This window comes from Novipirellula sp. (assembly GCF_041583735.1).
In the GTDB taxonomy this organism is placed as follows: domain Bacteria; phylum Planctomycetota; class Planctomycetia; order Pirellulales; family Pirellulaceae; genus Novipirellula.
Genome location: NZ_JBFHFD010000103.1, coordinates 1 through 17,601 on the forward strand (window position 1 = coordinate 1; position 17,601 = coordinate 17,601).

The window sequence follows — 17,601 nt, forward strand, 5'->3', positions numbered from 1 at the left end:
ACGGACAACCTCGACCCAACGGAATCTGCGGAGCTTGCCACCATCAAATTTCCCCTGCGATTTAGCTACTTGCGCGGTTTTCGGTAGCGTTGATCAACCACTACGAACTTGTACGAATTTCCATCCGACGTGCTTTCAAAAATCGTTTTGGCGATTTCAGTCACCGAGGGATGCCCCTTCGCAGTCGCGTACTCTAGTTCGATATGAGCCAACTGATTTTCAAGGTTGGTAGGAATGAATTTCATCATTTGCCGATTTGCCAGTTGGACGCCAGCCTTTTGCAGCAATTGGCGGTCAAACTGCATCAGCGGGCTGGGCGAGGTCCACATGAAATACAGCCGCTTTTCACTTTTCGTATCGACGATTCGCCGCGATTTTGGGCTACCAGCCAAATTATTGGCGACATCGACCCCTTGGATCGAACCACCGATGGCCCCCAGTTCAATCTCGTAAAAATCGAGCTGGGCGGCATAATCCCCCAGCGCCTTGGCGGTGAAATTGAGCTGCCAACGCTCAAAACGTGGAATAATATCTTCCCCTTCGCCCTCGGGGCCCGGCGGACGACTGTCCCCTTTGCCGGTGCCGGTGGTCGAAGCGGTTGCATTGGTATTCATCGTGTCGAGTGTCGCCGCGACATTACTGACCGCATCGGTCACCGCTTCGATGGTGTCCTGCAACGTCGGCTCCATCAATTCTTCGACTTCCTCGGCTCCCGGAGGCTCGAAGTCTCGCTCGAAGCCCTCGGCATTTTCTCCACGCCCCGCCGGATTTTCGATGATCGGCTTGATCGCTTGCGGCGGAAACGACATCCGGCTGGTCAACCAAACGATGAACAACATCAGCACAAAGGTGCCAATAAAGAGGATCAACGCGGTGAACAGCGAGGTGACCAGATCAAATTTACTGGTGCGAAGCTTCTCGCGTTCGAGGCGACGCTCCTCGCGCAGCTCCTCTAACGAGGGCGATTGTGAATGATGATCAGCGACAGCGGACGACATCGTTTACCTACACGACAGAAGCAAAAACAAAAAACTCACGCGAATCAGTCGACGAAAAGCCTATCTCGAAGACAAGTCGGTTACAAATCGTAATCGATAAAGACGTAACCGGGGTTAAACTTTCGGTACCATTCTCGCCATTGCATCTGAGCCTGCGTGACCTCCGACTTATTGGGCTTGTCCGGCATCCCGAACCCCTCAAAACGCCGACTGATAAATCGCAACCCGTCACGAGCATAACGGGGAACCGCCGGATCGGGGTCGCTTAGAGCAAAAATCAACGTTGGCACGACTCTCATTTCATCGCTTTGGCCGAGCAAGCGAGCGGCGACACGACGCGCCTGCCATGACCGGCTGCCGCGAACGAGCCGTTCGAGCCGATCGATTTGAGCGGCTCGTTTCTTCGGATCGGGGTCCAATTTCAAATCTTCGGGGATCGATTTTCCTTCGAGCCCCCCGCCCTCATCGTCACTAAGCATATCGAGCAGATCGTTGACCTCGTTTGCCGGTGCGCTGCCCTTGATCTGAGTCCCTTCGACTTTGATCGCAGTGGTATCTTCGGGCAACCCCCAGCCACCCTGGGTCGCGCCGGAACTGGCTTGCTGAATTGCCTTTTGCGTACTGCGAATCAGAAAGAGTAATGCGAACGAGGTTGCCGTACTCTCGGTAACAAAACTGTTGCCCCCCTTCCAGCCGCCCCCACCTGCTTGATCACTCTGAAGAAAACGAACCCCCGAATCGTACCAAGCGGCACCAGGCTTTTTCTCTAACTTCAAAGCAACCTCACGAAAACTCTCGTAACGTTCAATGGTATAAATGTTGTAATACGGCCACTTAACCTGCACTTGGGAGTTCTTCGCAATGTAGGACTGGCAATCTGAAATCGCGGACAAAATTGGCTCAACAGGAAGCTTGGGACGCTTGACCGCTTGATTTTCCATCCCTTCACGAAAAAGAGAGACCGCTTTTGGCATCCCAGTGATATCAGTGCTATCACCGCCTTTTTCGCCCCAGAGCTGCAAAATGTCAGCGGCTATCAACAGCGCGCTGCCGCCTGCGTACGCCATCGTCAACGAGACGCCATCCTGCCTCATTCGCTGCCCTCCTCTTGGTTCTTTCCCCATGTAAGGCCAACCACCACTAGGATCCTGAACCCTCAACAAAAAATTGACCGTCTTAGCAACCCCTTCGTAGTCGATGATCATCCCCGCATGATCCAACGTCCAAAGTGCCAAAATCGCGTATTGTGTCTGGGAAATATCGCCCAGGGGTTCGCCGCGATACCCGTAACCACCGCCTCGATACTGAGCTCTGCGAAAATACTTCTCCAGCGCCTCAAGCTCCCCCCGATATTTGACTCGATCCACTTCTGCTAACAGCAATGTGACGACGGCGGCGGAATAAACAGTCGTACTTGCGTGACCACCTGGATCGTTCCCTGACATGGTTCGGACAAACCTCAGCGCACTCTGAAGCCCCTGTTGGACGACAGGATTGTCATCATCATGCGTGACTTTGTAATAGGCGTATCCAGCCAAGGCGTGCTCACCGGCGCCACCAGAATAAAATGGATCAATTGGGTAGGCCGTTTTTGCCTTCAAGCCTTTCTCAAGATTCTCAAGCCCTTTTTTAATCATGGCTTGAACCAGCGGGTCCTCCGACGTGTAGGCGGACGCACTGCTGGCCGGCAAGACGATCACGCAAAGCAAAGCACAACCCAATCGCATTACGCTGCAAAACGGGACTAAAAGTTGGCAAACTGTCATTAAATGCATCCAAAACTGGACATTCGCGAAGCCAGAGCGGCGACGGCCAATACGGTCGAAAAAGTGAAGAGGAACTAGATTTCCATGATACCCTTGCAAGACGTCTCGTGAAATGATTAACATACCATTTCGACGGGTCGGAAAGACAACCCGTGACGGTCAGATAGCTCAGTTGGTAGAGCACGGCCCTGAAAAGGCCGGTGTCGGCGGTTCGAGCCCGCCTCTGACCACTACGCTGCCCCCCATCAATGGAGGGCAGCCTCTTTTTTTCTTGACACGCTTTTTCAAGCACGATCAAGAACGAACGGATTCGCCTCTGATTCCGTAGACTCCACAACGCTTGTGGAGAGTCCCTCTTGGCAAGATTTCGGATACGATCTGCATCAGGACAATGCATGGCTTGAGCCGCCAATGCCCTTTTCCAGAAAACTGCCCCGTCCACCGAAACACGACGAACCGAGAGAACGCCTACTAACTCCATGGATACCGCTTCCCACTCTGACGACGATGACGCCGAAGACTGGGATCTGATTATCCAGCCACACTCTTCTCTACTTTCACTACAGCTGGGCGAAGTCTGGCGTTATCGAGATCTGCTGTACCTATTTGTCCGCAGAGACATTGTTTCGTTTTACAAGCAGACAATCCTGGGGCCAATCTGGTTTTTTATACAACCATTGATGACGACCCTGATTTACGTGCTCGTTTTTGGACAAATTGCAGGTCTCTCGACGGATGGATTGCCCCAAATCCTGTTTTACCTCTGCGGAATCACCTTCTGGAACTACTTTTCAGAGTGTTTTAATAAGACGGCAACCGTATTCCGAGACAATGCCCAATTGTTTGGCAAGGTCTATTTCCCACGGATCATCACCCCGCTTTCGATTGTGATCTCGAATCTGTTCCGATTTGCGATCCAGTTCGCGTTATTTATTTTGATTGCTGGATATTACTACTGGCGAGGCGAAATCCAGATCCAACCCACAATCGCCCTGTTTCCCCTCTTAGTCACCCTCATGGCAACCCTTGGCTTAGGGCTGGGAATGCTGTTCTCGGCGCTGACAACCAAATACCGAGACATGGCATTTCTGCTTCAGTTCGGAGTTCAGCTATTGATGTATGCGAGCCCCGTGATTTACCCGTTCTCACAGATCCCGGACCGCTTGCAACCGCTACTCCAATGGAACCCTTTGACACCCATTTTTGAAACGGCTCGCCATGGTTTTCTCGGCGCAGGAAGCTTCGATCCGCTCAATCTGGCCTACTCAACGATCGTTTCAATCATTGTTTTCCTAGCCTCAACACTTATCTTCAATCGAGTGGAACGAACCTTTATGGATACTGTCTGATACGGCTTATCCGCAAACTGCTCGCGAACATGCCAAAGAAGCGATTCAGCTAAAAAGCGTCAACCAAGACCAGCACCAGCCAAAACTGCAACACGCACGGGAACGCAATTTGGTTTCCTGCCCCCTAAATCCCAAGCTTTAATGCCAACTGCGATCCGCTTCGAAAACGTCTCCAAGCAATACCGACTGGGCGAAGTCGGCACAGGGACATTGTCCCACGACCTTCACCGGGCCATGGCGAGAGCACTGGGAAAGCCGGACCCGTTCGCGCAAGTGGGAGCGACCAACGACCGAGAACAGAAGCAGAATCACAAGCCAGAAGGAATACTTTCCCGTATCTCGCCACGATCGTCAAACAAGGCGACGGGCACGGACTATGTGTGGGCGCTCAAGGACGTGTCACTTGATGTCCAACAGGGTGAAATCCTCGGCATCATCGGCCGAAACGGTGCCGGCAAGAGCACGCTGCTAAAGCTGCTGTCGCGAGTGACGGCGCCGACGCACGGACGCATCAAAACAAAAGGTCGCATTGCTAGTCTATTAGAAGTCGGCACAGGCTTTCATCCTGAGCTGACAGGCCGCGAAAATATCTATCTCAATGGAGCGATTCTCGGCATGCGTCGTCATGAGATTGCAAAGCAGCTCGACGACATCGTCGATTTCTCAGGCTGTGCAATGTACATCGACACGCCCGTGAAAAGGTACAGCAGCGGGATGATGGTTCGGCTCGGCTTCGCAGTTGCAGCACATCTGCAATGCGAAATCCTAGTTGTCGATGAAGTACTCGCAGTAGGAGACGCCGAATTCCAGAAAAAATGCGTCGCAAAAATGCGAGATGTTGCCGGCGATGGGAGGACAATCTTTTTCGTCAGCCACAACATGGCTGCCGTCCGATCCCTCTGCCAACGCGCGGTCACCTTAATCAAGGGGTCCATCCAAGATGACGGCGAGCCATCCGATGTGGTTATTCGCTACCTTTCACACGAAGCAAGCCATGCAAGCACCCCCCTTGAAGATCGTGCTGATCGAGGCGGGGATGGCTCGGTTCGAATCAAATCGCTTACGATCGAATCTGCGAACTCGGGCAAAACGATCACTTCTACTTGCCCCTTGAAAATCACATTGCAGTACACTTCATCCGGCCAAATTAATCACCCAAAAGTGATGATTGGCATCTATGACGAAAACGACAATGGAATCTATGGGTTTGACAGCGATGTCACAGGAGGGCTGCCAAACACACTTCCGGAACGAGGAAGAATTCATTGCCTCTCGAAACCAATCAATCTAACGGCCGGACGGTGTTACGTGAATGTCGCGTTTTTCGCCAACGGCACGCTGGCCGACCACGTGATTAACGCGGACATCATTGACATTGAGGCTTCCGACTTTTTTGGAAACGGGCGGACGATTCCACGCAATTGGATGACAGGCCTGCTTCAGCATGAATGGCACCTTGGGGAAGAATGAAGCGTATGACCATTATCCCCAAACAAGAAATCCAATACTCCAACCTTTCCCTTGTGGATCAGGTTGGACGTGTGTTTTGCTGGAAAGACCAAGTCTATCGCGCCATTCCGGAAAAGTCCGCTGAACATGTACTCAAGCTGTTTCGATCCGGCCTGATTGATAAACTGATATCCGACAAACTGATCCCCAATTCACAAATCTCGGATGCAAAACTAGAGGGCTACAGCCTTGTCATCGAGCACGACACAATTCCTTGCATTACGTACCCGCATGAGTGGTCGTTTAGCATGTATCGCGATGCGGGATTACTCGCGATCAAGGTCGCTGAAATTGCGATGGAGTTTGGCTATCGCCTTAAAGACAGCCATCCCTACAACGTGCTCTTCTGGGGAACCGAACCGTTGTTTGTTGACATTGGAAGCCTCGTTGATGCCCAAGGAAGTCCGACGCCAGTTCCAGATGATTTTGAGAGCGTTTACCTCTACCCCCTGTCGATCTGGTCCAGCGGTGACACCTTTCTAGCAAAACGTATCATCAACAGCGCAAGCGACATCATGCCAGCTTCTAGCTGGCACCAATACAAGTCTGGTGGCAGGAAACCGACAACCACTCGGCTACCGACTCCCTTCCTGAAAATCAGAGACAAATGTCGCCGCATTGCTCGCGACCCAAAACATCTCGTTCCGTCCGTCTTGCGACGAGCGATCGACCACGACAGATCCGACATTAGCGATGCCAAACAACAACTCGGTCGATGGCGAAGGAAGATCCAAAGCCTTCGCTCTCCTGACGTCCCGACGATGTGGGCGAATTACCATGACGAATACTTCGTCAATGGCGATCTGAAGCCAACCAACCGCTTTAGCCGACTGATAGAAATTGTTAAAGAGCACGATCCTAAATCGGTGGTGGAACTCGCTGGAAACCAAGGACTCTTTAGCTTGATGCTGTTGGAAAAAACGGACACCAATCGCGTCCTTTGCACTGATGCTGACTTCGGCGCGATCGATCGGCTCTATCGATACTGCGGGGAAAAAAACCTCAATAATACGAAGCGGAAAATCTTCCCGGCGGTGATCGACTTTATGATTCCCGAGATGAACTACTTCACCTCCACACCTTCGAGCCGGTTTCAATGTGACATCGTTTTGGCTTTGGCCGTCACGCACCACCTGCTCTTAACACATGGTTTCCGCTTGGATGACGTGATTCGGAGAATTGCGGAATACACGACTCAATATGCGATTATTGAGTTCATGCCGCTGGGTTTATGGGACGGCAACACTTCTCACCCGATCCCCGAGTGGTATCACGAACAGTGGTTTCGAAATGGGTTTTGCGAACACTTTGATCTGGTTCTTCAAGAGCAACTCGAATCGAATCGAGTGGTTTTCGTGGGCAAGAAAAAGCAACGCGAAAATTCCGTCAATCCACATCATCACGAGCCACTTCCCACTGCCTGAAGTGCCCCGATGACATGAACGAAGAAGATAAACGAGTCAGCAAGAAACACTGGCTTGAACCGAACGGCGGCACACCGTTAACAGCGGCAACTCGAGCGATGTCTCGCGTCGGCTCAACACTCAGCAAACCAATAGATCCGATGAAATCATGGATACGAATTCCGAGATGCATGTGATGCGATTTGTAAACCGACTCGCTAGACGCACGATCCGCGATTGGTGTCCTCCCATTTTCAAAAGAGTGCTAGCGAGAACCTTTTTCTCGCCGCGACCTACAGAACCGACCTTCTCGGGCGATTTCGCAACATGGGAAGATGCCGTTGCAGTCGGTGGCACTTACGATTCAGAAGCAGTGTTCGAAAAAACAGCCCAATCTGTTTTAATGATCCGGGACGGCAAGGGACTTTATGAACGCGACTCCGTTATTTTTCACGAGCACGACCCGCTATTTCCCTGGCCTCTGCTCGCTAACCTATTGTCGTGTGCACTCAATCATGGCGGCCAACTCAATGTCGTCGACTTTGGAGGTGCGATTGGCAGCACCTACTTTCAGTGTAAACCGTTCCTTCACGCGGTGAAGGAATTGAACTGGACGGTCCTCGATCAGCCGAAACAGGTTGCGTTCGGACAACAGCATTTAACGACCGAGCAACTGCGTTTTGTGTCATCCATGGATGAGTTGAACCCCATCGCCCCCTATTCCATCTTAATTCTTAGTAGTGTTCTTCAATATTTGCCAAATCCTATGGAACAATTAAACCAACTAATCGCCCTAGGATTTGATTACGTTCTTTTGGATCGAACGGCATTCTGGGATGGCGATTTCGACCGCATTTCGATCCAGCGAGTTCCCTCACACATCTACCAAGCCAGCTACCCCGCTTGGTTCTTCTCAAAAACAGCATTTGACAGTCGATTGACGGACCATTTCATACGGAAGTCAAATTGGATCTGCGGAGACCGTTATTCACTTGACGGTTTGCCGGTCGAACACAGCGGAGCATTTTGGTCGAGGAAGACCACGTTAAATCGCGAGGGAGACAGTGTTCAATGAATGAAACGGTACTCGTGAACGTCGGTTGTGGAACCCGATTTGATCGCAGATGGATCAATCTGGACCTCATTAAACGTGACGGAGTCACGCCTTGCGACATCACCAAAGGCTTGCCGCTGGAAAGCAGTAGCGCAGACGCAATCTACCACTCTGCGGTGCTAGAACATATTCGCCCCAGCAATACCCATGCGTTTTTAAAAGAGTGTCACCGCGTCCTAAAACCACAGGGGATTTTACGCGTTGCGGTACCTGATTTTGAGCAGCAAGCAAAGCAGTACCTAGAGTCGATACAGAGAATCGATTCCGGAGTGCCCAATGCGGACGCGGATCGCCAATGGATGCTGCTCGAAATGATTGACCAATCCTCCCGAGAAGTATCAGGAGGAAAAATGGCCTCGTACCTGTCGTCACCATCACTCTGCAATGAATCGTTTGTTGTCGAAAGAATCGGAAACGAAGGACGCGAACTGATCCAAGCGATGCGCGGTTCGACAAGAAGAAACGACTCTGCAGCGACGCCTGCAAAAGTGCGTGGTCGGAGCATTGGCCGTTTTCTGCTAAAATGGCTACTCGGATCACAGGACGTGGATACCGACTTGCTTGCGTTATCGATCGGACGCTTTCGATTGTCTGGCGAAGTCCACCAATGGGCATACGATCGATATTCCATCTCGACATTGCTTCAAGAAGCAAATTATAAAAACGTAAAAATCTGTAATCACGGCACTAGCCAAATCGACAACTGGAATGATTACGGGCTAGAGATAGACAACGAGGGCAGAATAATTAAACCGGACCTCATGATCGCAGAATGCACAAAGCCATAGCCATGGTCCAAAACGAATTCAAAAACAAACGAATCCTGATCACCGGTGGCCTTGGCTTCATCGGCTCCAATCTAGCCTCACGGCTTGTCGAACGCGGAGCCGAGGTGACCCTGATCGACAGCCTCACTCCCGAGTATGGCGGAAATCTTTTCAATATCGAACCCTTTCGCGATCGAATTCGTGTCAATATCTCTGACGTTCGCGATGTCCACAGCCTTCGCTACTTAGTTCAAGAACAGGACTTCCTATTCAATTTGGCGGGACAAACAAGTCACGTGGACTCGATGAACGATCCAAACACGGACTTGGAAATTAATTGCCGTGCTCAACTCTCGATCCTTGAAGCATGCCGAAAAAACAATCCGGCGCTGCGTATCGTCTTTGCTTCCACACGCCAACTGTACGGCAAGCCTCAATATTTGCCAGTCGACGAGAAACATCCCGTTCAGCCAGTCGATGTTAACGGGATCAATAAATTGGCAGGCGAAAATTACCACATGCTGTATTGCCAAGTCTACGGAATCCCAACTTGCGTGCTTCGCTTTACCAATACGATTGGCCCGCGGATGCGAGTGAAGGATGCACGACAGACGTTTTTGGGCATCTGGATTCGAAATTTGCTCGAAGGGAAACCGATCGAAGTTTGGGGAGGCACCCAACTGCGTGACATCCTCTATGTGGACGACGCGATTGATGCACTTCTCTTAGCAGGAAGCAGTCCCAATGCCATCGGAAAGATTTTTAACGTCGGACGACCGGATTCCATAAGCTTGCTCGATTTGGCCCGAGCATTGGTGGATGCCAATGGAGGCGGCGAAATGATTGTCAATGAATATCCAGCCGACCGCAAAAAAATTGACATTGGAGATTACTCAACCGATCCGACGCTGATCCAGCAATCGCTCGGATGGTCCGCCAAAGTGCCTCTTGAACAAGCACTTTCACGCACCATCGACTTTTATCGCGAGCATCTTTCGCACTATGTCTAATTCGCGTCCCCGCACTCGCCCCATCCTTACCGCCGATCCAGGTCGCGCCACACGCGCGCGGATCGACGAACTGACCCAGGCGTTTCAGTCAGTCATTCAAAGCGGATGGTTTGTGCTTGGAAAACAAGTCGAATCGTTTGAGCAAGCGTTTAGCCAGTGGCAGCAGGTGAGCCATACCATTGGCGTCGCCAACGGCACCGACGCAATCGAACTCTGCTTGCGTGCCTGCGGAGTTGGCGATGGAGACTTGGTCATCGTGCCGACGCACACTGCCGTAGCAACCGCGACGGCGGTGTGCCGGGCTGGAGGTGAACCGCTACTCCTAGACATCGAACTCGACTCGTTTAACCTTGACCTAAACCAAGTCGAGGATGCCATCACGCAGCCAAACTTGAAAGGAAAAATCAAGGCAATCGTGCCGGTACACTTGTACGGCAACCCTTGTGACATGACTCGCCTGAAGTCGCTTGCCAGTGCTGCGGGGATCGCTGTTATCGAAGATTGCTCACAAGCCCATGGCGCAAAATGGGAAGGCCAGAAAGTCGGTTGCTTTGGCGATGCCGCTGCGTTTAGTTGCTATCCCACAAAAAATCTGGGGGCACTCGGAGACGCAGGATTATGTGTCACTGCGTCGGAGGCGATTGCAGACCGAATTCGATTTTTGCGACAATATGGTTGGCACGAACGATACGTGAGTGACGAAGTCGGCATGAATTCGCGTCTGGACGAACTTCATGCAGCCCTGCTCTCGATTCAACTCCAACATCTGAACGAGGACCTGGAAACACGCAAACGCATTGCAGACCGGTACCGTCGCGAACTGAGTGGCCTACCTATCGACTTGCCCTCCGTTGCACCGTCGTCGGAACATGCCTACCACCAGTTTACGATTCTCGTGGCCGAGGATCAACGCGACTTGCTCCAACAGCACTTGCAGCAACACGACATTTTCGCAGCGGTGCTCTACCCAATGCCGATTCACTTGCAACCTGCCTATGCTAATCCAGCCGACAAATTCCCGTTTGGCCGCCATCGAGCCGAACAAGCTTGCAAGCGATTATTATGCCTGCCGATGCACGCATTTTTGAGCGATGAAGAAGTGTCGCGAGTCATCTTGGCAATCCGAAGTTTTAATTGGTAGCTAGGCTGGACCTCATGCAACACCCCATTCATTACTGTTCCTATTTCGATCACCGTTATCTAGCGCGTGCATTGTGCTTATACGACTCACTTCAAGAGCATTCACCTGAGTTCGTTTGGCACGTGCTGGCACTTTCGGAATCCTGTCACGACATCCTCAGCGAACTCAACCTGCCGAATATCAAAACGACCTCGCTCGCGGAACTCGAATTGGCACAACCAGAATTACTCGAGGCCAAAGCCAATCGAAATATTGTCGAATACTATTTCACTCTGACTTCTGGGTACTGCCGCTATTTGATCGATCACGTTGGCCAAGACTCTCTTTTGACCTACCTCGACTCGGACCTGTATTTTTTCGACTCTCCCGAACCAATCATTCGTGAACTTGACGGTGCGTCGGTGGGGATCATTGAGCATCGATTTAGCCAACCCAACCGAGAAATGGTGCAATACGGCCGTTTCAATGTCGGCTGGGTATCGTTTCGCAATGATCCGCAAGGCCGTGATTGTTTAAATGATTGGTATTCGAAGTGCTTGGATTGGTGCTACGACCGGCTCGAAGAGACCCGATTTGCGGACCAAAAGTATTTGAACAACTGGCCTGTCGATTTTCCTGGAGTCCACATCATCCAACATCGAGGTGCGAATATTGGCCCTTGGAATGTCGCCGAGTTCCCATTAAAAACGACACCCCCAAACCCTCACCCCCCGGTAGCCGAGGACGGCACTCCGTTGGTTTTCGCGCATTTTCAATACATTCGTCGACTCGGCTTTCGCATCTTTACAACCGGGTTCGATGCATACAACATTCAACTTGCTCAACGAAAGCAAATCGCCTCGCAGATATACCATCCGTACTTGCGACATTTCCAAAAGCGCCAAGAATCCGTTGAAGAATATCTGCGTCAAGAAAAACAGCTGAAGCATATTGAACTTCGTCAGACAGCAAGAATGCTCGACAGCTATCGGCCGCTGGATCTAGTTTGCTTTCCGTATAAATGTGCTTCAAACCTTTGGCGTCTTAACTGGATCAGGATAGGACGATGACCCGCTTTACATACCAGAGACTGATAAACTCAGCGCTGTCCGTATCTCGGACTTGTTGGCGAGCAACGCGTTACCCCCACCAAGCCGCCATCGAATGAAACCTCCACGCCTATCGATCGTCACTCCTTCGTATAACCAATCGACGTTTCTAGAAGAGACGATTCGTTCGGTTGTTGACCAGGGCTACCCCAATCTCGAATATGTGGTCATCGACGGTGGCAGCACGGATGGATCCATCGAGATCATCAAAAAATACGAATCACACTTGGCGTACTGGGAAAGCGAACCGGATGAAGGACACGGCCATGCCCTGAACAAGGGATTTGCGCGAACCTCTGGCGAGATCATGGCATGGATCAACAGCGATGACAAATATACACCCTGGTCATTTCAAGTCGTTGCTGAGATCTTTTCGAAATTCCCGCACATCGACTGGATTGTGGGGTTCAATTCTTATTGGAATAGCCAGGGTGCAATGACCTACGCTTGGCGGCACCCCAAAAACATCTACGACTATCTAATTGGTAACTACCGCTGGGTCCAACAAGAGTCTGTGTTTTGGAGACGAAGTCTTTGGGAAAAGGCGGGAAGCCATATCAACCAGGACTACCGCCTTGCAGTCGACGGTGAGCTATGGACGCGATTTTTTCTGCACGAAGAACTTTACTCTTTGGACTGCATCCTCAGCGGGTATCGCATTCAATCGCAAAACCGCGGCATTCAGCACCACGACGAATGCTCACGCGAGATGGAAGCCGCCATCGAAATCATGCGTAAAAAATGCCCTCCCGGAACCCTTGAGACCGGGCAAAAATTGAGCCGGTTAAAATCGGTAAAAAAACGGTGGATCATGCAACATTTTCCGCTGCAATATTTGGTCAGCCGTTTCATTTGGCCCGAGATGTACCGAGACCTTCGCTACAAAAACATCGCATTCCAAAATGAAGAGTGGGCCGAACGCTCTCTACCTTGGAGCATTTGAATACAGCACGCTGGTTTACAGACAAAACACGGAATTCTTAAAGATCGATAATTCACAAACACCTGCAATAAGCATCATCATCCCCACCTACCAAGCGGGCGAGACTCTTGAGAATGTGCTAGAGAGCATCACCACCCAAAGCTCGCAGGATTACGAGGTCTTGATCATGGATGGTGGATCATCCGACAACACCGCGACCATTGCGTCGAGGTATTGTCAACGATATCCACAGATTCGATTCCACTCGGAACCGGACCAAGGTGTTTACCATGCCATGAACAAGGGGATACAAATTGCACGAGGGCAATGGCTACTCTTCTTGGGAAGCGACGATCTGCTTTACCGACACGACACACTTGAACGAGTTTTACCCGTCCTTGGTGACGACGACGACGTCGTCTACGGCAATGTGTACAGCACGCGATTTGGAGGGATCTACGACGGGGAATTTGACAACGAAAAGATCATTAACAAGAACATCTCGCACCAATCAATTCTTTTTAACCGTCGCACATTTGCGACTCTCGGATACTATGACCCGGCATACAAGGTCGTTGCGGATTGGGAGTTTAATTTCCGCTGGTTCTTATCAAAACAAATTAGAAAAAGACATATAGACGAGACCATTTCCAACTACGCCGATGGCGGCATGAGCTCACGACACGATGACCTATTGTTTCAACAAAATCGAATGTTGCTTTATCTGCGATATGGCAAAGAGCAATTGAAGCTCAGCACCAAGAATTCCATTCTATTGAGCGAACTGAAACGCGCTCTGAGAACCCGCAACCTGCGATTGCTTGTTGGAATACTAAGGGCGGTACCAAGAGTCTATTTTTAGCCGCCCCAACACAAATCCCGCCGACATCCATGGGACTCATGCCCCTTCAGTTACACGTAAACGTTTCAAAGGTCGGAAGAGTGCTTTCGCCCTCGAAAAGCCCTTATAAAGAGTCCGTCCCATCAACGTTCGACTATAGAGTTCCCAGGCGCGCGGCGAAAACTTGCTGTCGCGTAATAGTGCCCGAGCGTGTTTACGAACGGTGTCGATGTTCCCCGCATCCCAGGCATCACTTGCACAGCGAATATGATAATCCCGCTCCGTGGTCGGATGCCAAGAGCCTTCAATCGTGGGCAATGATTGCGTGAGACCGCGTCTTGCATAAGCATCCCGCAGCGCCAACATCACAACACGGTTCTGGTCTTGATAGTGCGCGGCACTGGCTCTCGAAATGTGCTGACGTTGACGCATCAAGACTTCGTTGAGATTCCCAATCCGCCCCACCTCCGTCAGACGCAAAAACAGATCATAGTCTTCGGCAAAGTTGCGATCATCTTGGTAGCCGCCCACGCGTAGTACGGCATCTCGGCGGAACATCATGCCAGATTGCATCAAGGGGTTACGACCATTGAGCAATTCCGATTCGACTTCGTCACTTGAGCATGGGAAATAGCGTTCTGCAATTGGATCTCCATCCGCATCCACAAGAAGTCCCGCCGCCCCCACGGCAACAAAGTCGGGATGCTCTCGCATGAACTTGACTTGAACCTCCAAACGCTGCGGCGCCATGATGTCATCGTTATCCAGTGCTGCGACGTACTCACCCTTGGCCGCTTGAATCCCCGCGTTACGCGTCCCTGCTATCCCGCTATGGGCCAAGGCAAGCACTTTGACGCGTGAATCTAGCGACTGAAACTTCTTCAATATTTCAACGGAACGATCCGACGACCCATCGTCGACCGCGACCAACTCCCAATCCGTAAAGGTTTGCGACAAGACGCTTTCGACCGCCTCGGCAACGTACGCAGACGCATTGTAAACGGGGATCACCACAGAAATTTCAGGTGGGTCATCATTACGCATTTTTAAAATTGCTCTGTCCGAATAGCGAAAGAGACCGAGAGGAGTCGTGACGTGGCAAGACCTCTCATGCTAGGGCAAATGCAAACTTTGGAAAAGTGTTAGAAAATCCCCTGGTTCGATAGACGCAGCTTTTCCGAAGGGCGGAACAGCGAAATGGAGAATTTGTTACGATACCGCTCGCGGTGCGCTACATTGAGTGTTCGATTACGCTTGGTTCGATACGCGTCCGCGCCCTTGCATACGTTTTTCCACGAGTCACTATCGATGCCAAAAACAACACTCGCCCTCCGCCCTCACTCGTTCGCTTCGTCGATCCGGCTCTCCCGGTTTGTCTGGATCGCGATTGCGTTAAGTGCACTTAGCTGCCCGTATGTTGCAATGGGGCAAAATCCAACCACCCCACAAGCTGCAACCCCCGCAGAAGCGGGCTTAGCAAACAACTCGCCGGCACCGACAGAGAGCCCAAGCGAAACAGCGATCACAAGTGAAAACGGCGAAATCCAATCGCCTGAAAATAGCCTGCCCCCCAGCGCAGAGTCCAGCGACGCAGACGAGCCGAGCTGGATGCAGAAAATCGACTCCACGTTTGGCAAATATGTCGTCGCCAACGCTGCGAACGTGATTTTTTATGATTTTGGCACGAAAGATCGATTTGGTGTCAGCATTCCGTTTGTCGTCGTGTGGCTGCTTTGCGGCGGAATCTTCCTGACCCTCCGCATGGGCTTTATCAACCTGCGAGCATTTCGCCATGCGATCGACCTGACGCGTGGTATTTATGACACGCCCAATGAACCAGGCGAGGTGACGCATTTCCAAGCACTCGCGGCAGCCCTCTCGGCCACCGTCGGACTGGGTAATATCGCTGGCGTCGCGATCGCGATCGGAACCGGGGGGCCCGGAGCGACCGTCTGGATCATCTTGGTCGGCTTCCTGGGAATGACCGCCAAATTCACCGAGTGCACCCTAGGCCAACTCTATCGCGTGACCGACGAAGACGGCCATGTGCTGGGCGGCCCCATGCGTTACTTGCGTTACGGACTCAAAGACATTGGACTTCCCGGCTTAGGCCGTGTGTTGGCAGTGGTATTCGCACTGCTTTGCATCGGAGCCAGTTTCGGAGGCGGTAACGCATTTCAGGTAGGACAATCTCTCGAAGCGATTCGCGGCGACGTTGACATCCTGCAAAGCCAACCTTGGATCTATGGTGTCGTGATGGCAGTCGCCGTCGGTGTGGTCATCATCGGGGGCATCCGCAGCATCGCTGCGGTCGCAGGAAAAATCGTCCCATTTATGTGCGTCGCCTATGTGATTGCCGCACTCTATATCCTGGTCATCAATGCCTCAGAGGTCCCCGCGGCGGCAGTCAAGATTGTCAGCGAAGCATTTTCGCTCCAGGCGGGCTGGGGTGCCTTCCTGGGCATCCTTGTGATTGGCATCAAACGAGCCGTGTTCAGTAACGAAGCGGGCGTAGGGTCAGCCGCCATCGCCCACTCGGCGGCCAAGACCGACGAACCGGTCAGCGAAGGTATCGTGGCACTCTTGGAGCCCTTTATCGACACCGTGGTGGTTTGCACCATCACCGCGCTGGTTGTTGTCGTGACGGGTGTCTACGAGGCGCCAGAGATGCAAGAGGTGATCGCCAACAACGAGGGTGCAAGACTGACGCTGGAGGCCTTCGTGGTCGGTGGCCATGATTGGTTTCGCTACGTCCTGTTCGCGGCGGTCGTGATGTTCGCCTATTCGACGTGCATCAGTTGGTCGTACTATGGCGAACGCAGCTGGGTTCAATTGTTTGGCGTTCGCAGCTCGATCATCTACAAGTGCCTGTTCCTATGCTTCACGGTCCTCGGATCGATCATCACCCGAGGCAATATCCTCGACTTCAGCGACCTGATGATTCTGGGGATGAGCTTTCCTAACCTGCTCGGTGTCTTTTTGCTTAGCGGCGTCGTGAAACGGCAACTCGATTCGTATTGGAAGAAGTACCAAAACGGCGAGTTCCCGAGAATGAAATAAACGGACTGCGGAAGAATCCCTGATGAATCGCGTTTGCATTATCAACGTCGTCGGATTGACGCCCGAACTGCTGCCGCACGCTCCGAACGTCGCGGCCATCGGAACGGCATCGGCATGGAAAAGCCCGCTTCCTGCGGTCACGGCGACCTCGCAAGCGACGATGTTGACGGGACTCGCCCCACGCGACCATGGCATCGTCGGCAACGGCTGGTATTTCCGAGACACCCAAGAGGTTCGGTTTTGGCAACAAGCCAACTCGTTGGTCCAAGGCCCGAAGTTTTACGACGGCGTCGAAACCGCAAAGATGTTTTGGTGGTTCAACCAGTCCTCGGGAGTTCGCTACAGCGCGACTCCGAAACCGCACTACGGTTGCGACGGATCCAAGGTCTTTGACATCCTGGACCATACTGATTGCGACCTGACGGCAAAGCTCGGTCCGTTCCCGTTCTTTACGTTTTGGGGCCCCAATGCAGGACTGCCCTGCTCTCGCTGGATTGCCGACGCCACGGCGCTGGTGATGCGAGAGAAGCAGCCCGAGTTGACGATGGTCTACCTGCCGCATCTGGATTACGATTTCCAGCGGTACCCGGATCACGACGTGCAACGCGTTCGCGAAGTCGATGCCTGCGCGAA

Annotated in this window: 15 protein-coding genes and 1 tRNA gene; 13 read left to right on the forward strand and 3 right to left on the reverse strand. The window is 52.0% G+C overall.

Annotated features, from left to right (window positions below; all coding sequences use genetic code 11):
* Positions 1-65 precede the first annotated feature (65 nt).
* Together ABX962_RS10380 and ABX962_RS10385 are read right to left on the reverse strand one after the other, a co-directional pair.
* Complete coding sequence (locus tag ABX962_RS10380) at positions 66-998, reverse strand: hypothetical protein (protein WP_372719090.1); 933 nt, start codon at positions 996-998, stop codon at positions 66-68.
* Positions 999-1,078: 80 nt separating this feature from the next.
* Positions 1,079-2,764: a hypothetical protein gene (locus tag ABX962_RS10385; protein WP_372719092.1), complete on the reverse strand. Its 1,686-nt coding sequence runs from the start codon at positions 2,762-2,764 to the stop codon at positions 1,079-1,081.
* Positions 2,765-2,921: 157 nt separating this feature from the next.
* Here ABX962_RS10385 and ABX962_RS10390 point away from each other — a divergent pair.
* From ABX962_RS10390 to ABX962_RS10440, 11 genes are all read left to right on the forward strand, one after another.
* Positions 2,922-2,994, forward strand: a tRNA-Phe gene (locus ABX962_RS10390).
* A 249-nt stretch (positions 2,995-3,243) separates the two neighbouring features.
* Positions 3,244-4,113, forward strand: a complete 870-nt coding sequence (locus ABX962_RS10395) for an ABC transporter permease (protein ID WP_372719094.1) — start codon at positions 3,244-3,246, stop codon at positions 4,111-4,113.
* Positions 4,114-4,254: 141 nt separating this feature from the next.
* A complete protein-coding gene (locus ABX962_RS10400) occupies positions 4,255-5,583 on the forward strand; it encodes an ABC transporter ATP-binding protein (RefSeq protein WP_372719096.1) in 1,329 nt (442 codons plus the stop codon).
* Positions 5,584-5,588: 5 nt separating this feature from the next.
* Positions 5,589-7,046, forward strand: a complete 1,458-nt coding sequence (locus ABX962_RS10405; protein ID WP_372719097.1) for a hypothetical protein — start codon at positions 5,589-5,591, stop codon at positions 7,044-7,046.
* Positions 7,047-7,212: 166 nt separating this feature from the next.
* The gene (locus tag ABX962_RS10410; RefSeq protein WP_372719099.1) at positions 7,213-8,100 is read left to right on the forward strand and encodes a methyltransferase, TIGR04325 family; all 888 of its coding nucleotides are present in this window, start codon (positions 7,213-7,215) and stop codon (positions 8,098-8,100) included.
* Complete coding sequence (locus tag ABX962_RS10415; RefSeq protein WP_372719101.1) at positions 8,097-8,927, forward strand: methyltransferase domain-containing protein; 831 nt, start codon at positions 8,097-8,099, stop codon at positions 8,925-8,927. Before ABX962_RS10410 ends, ABX962_RS10415 begins: the two co-directional genes overlap by 4 nt.
* A gap of 2 nt (positions 8,928-8,929) precedes the next feature.
* Positions 8,930-9,916: an NAD-dependent epimerase/dehydratase family protein gene (locus ABX962_RS10420; RefSeq protein ID WP_372719103.1), complete on the forward strand. Its 987-nt coding sequence runs from the start codon at positions 8,930-8,932 to the stop codon at positions 9,914-9,916.
* Entirely contained in the window at positions 9,909-11,057 is a 1,149-nt protein-coding gene (locus ABX962_RS10425) for a DegT/DnrJ/EryC1/StrS family aminotransferase (protein WP_372719105.1), read from the forward strand. Before ABX962_RS10420 ends, ABX962_RS10425 begins: the two co-directional genes overlap by 8 nt.
* Positions 11,058-11,071: 14 nt before the next feature.
* Positions 11,072-12,106: a hypothetical protein gene (locus tag ABX962_RS10430; RefSeq protein ID WP_372719107.1), complete on the forward strand. Its 1,035-nt coding sequence runs from the start codon at positions 11,072-11,074 to the stop codon at positions 12,104-12,106.
* A gap of 94 nt (positions 12,107-12,200) precedes the next feature.
* Positions 12,201-13,088, forward strand: coding sequence for a glycosyltransferase family 2 protein (locus tag ABX962_RS10435; protein ID WP_372719109.1), 888 nt, complete (start codon positions 12,201-12,203; stop codon positions 13,086-13,088).
* On the forward strand, positions 13,048-13,929 hold the full coding sequence (locus ABX962_RS10440; RefSeq protein WP_372719111.1) for a glycosyltransferase family 2 protein: 882 nt from the start codon (positions 13,048-13,050) through the stop codon (positions 13,927-13,929). The genes ABX962_RS10435 and ABX962_RS10440 overlap by 41 nt, the downstream gene beginning before the upstream one ends.
* Before the next feature lie 36 nt (positions 13,930-13,965).
* Here the strand turns inward: ABX962_RS10440 and ABX962_RS10445 are convergent, their stop codons facing one another.
* Positions 13,966-14,952: a glycosyltransferase family 2 protein gene (locus ABX962_RS10445; protein ID WP_372719112.1), complete on the reverse strand. Its 987-nt coding sequence runs from the start codon at positions 14,950-14,952 to the stop codon at positions 13,966-13,968.
* 264 nt (positions 14,953-15,216) lie between these two features.
* Between ABX962_RS10445 and ABX962_RS10450 the strand changes: the two genes are divergently transcribed.
* Together ABX962_RS10450 and ABX962_RS10455 are read left to right on the forward strand one after the other, a co-directional pair.
* Positions 15,217-16,968: an alanine/glycine:cation symporter family protein gene (locus ABX962_RS10450; RefSeq protein WP_372719114.1), complete on the forward strand. Its 1,752-nt coding sequence runs from the start codon at positions 15,217-15,219 to the stop codon at positions 16,966-16,968.
* 22 nt (positions 16,969-16,990) lie between these two features.
* The coding region (locus ABX962_RS10455; protein ID WP_372719116.1) for an alkaline phosphatase family protein at positions 16,991-17,601 on the forward strand (611 nt) is incomplete at its 3' end.

Bases quoted from the DNA above. Each gene is read 5' to 3' on its own strand.
- ABX962_RS10385 (WP_372719092.1), bottom strand. From the start codon at position 2,764: ATGACAGTTTGCCAACTTTTAGTCCCGTTTTGCAGCGTAATGCGATTG.
- ABX962_RS10440 (WP_372719111.1), top strand. From the start codon at position 13,048: ATGAAGAGTGGGCCGAACGCTCTCTACCTTGGAGCATTTGAATACAGC.
- ABX962_RS10420 (WP_372719103.1), top strand. From the start codon at position 8,930: ATGGTCCAAAACGAATTCAAAAACAAACGAATCCTGATCACCGGTGGC.
- ABX962_RS10405 (WP_372719097.1), top strand. From the start codon at position 5,589: ATGACCATTATCCCCAAACAAGAAATCCAATACTCCAACCTTTCCCTT.
- ABX962_RS10435 (WP_372719109.1), top strand. From the start codon at position 12,201: ATGAAACCTCCACGCCTATCGATCGTCACTCCTTCGTATAACCAATCG.
- ABX962_RS10415 (WP_372719101.1), top strand. From the start codon at position 8,097: ATGAATGAAACGGTACTCGTGAACGTCGGTTGTGGAACCCGATTTGAT.
- ABX962_RS10395 (WP_372719094.1), top strand. From the start codon at position 3,244: ATGGATACCGCTTCCCACTCTGACGACGATGACGCCGAAGACTGGGAT.
- ABX962_RS10400 (WP_372719096.1), top strand. From the start codon at position 4,255: ATGCCAACTGCGATCCGCTTCGAAAACGTCTCCAAGCAATACCGACTG.
- ABX962_RS10410 (WP_372719099.1), top strand. From the start codon at position 7,213: ATGCATGTGATGCGATTTGTAAACCGACTCGCTAGACGCACGATCCGC.
- ABX962_RS10425 (WP_372719105.1), top strand. From the start codon at position 9,909: ATGTCTAATTCGCGTCCCCGCACTCGCCCCATCCTTACCGCCGATCCA.
- ABX962_RS10445 (WP_372719112.1), bottom strand. From the start codon at position 14,952: ATGCGTAATGATGACCCACCTGAAATTTCTGTGGTGATCCCCGTTTAC.
- ABX962_RS10380 (WP_372719090.1), bottom strand. From the start codon at position 998: ATGTCGTCCGCTGTCGCTGATCATCATTCACAATCGCCCTCGTTAGAG.
- ABX962_RS10430 (WP_372719107.1), top strand. From the start codon at position 11,072: ATGCAACACCCCATTCATTACTGTTCCTATTTCGATCACCGTTATCTA.
- ABX962_RS10450 (WP_372719114.1), top strand. From the start codon at position 15,217: ATGCCAAAAACAACACTCGCCCTCCGCCCTCACTCGTTCGCTTCGTCG.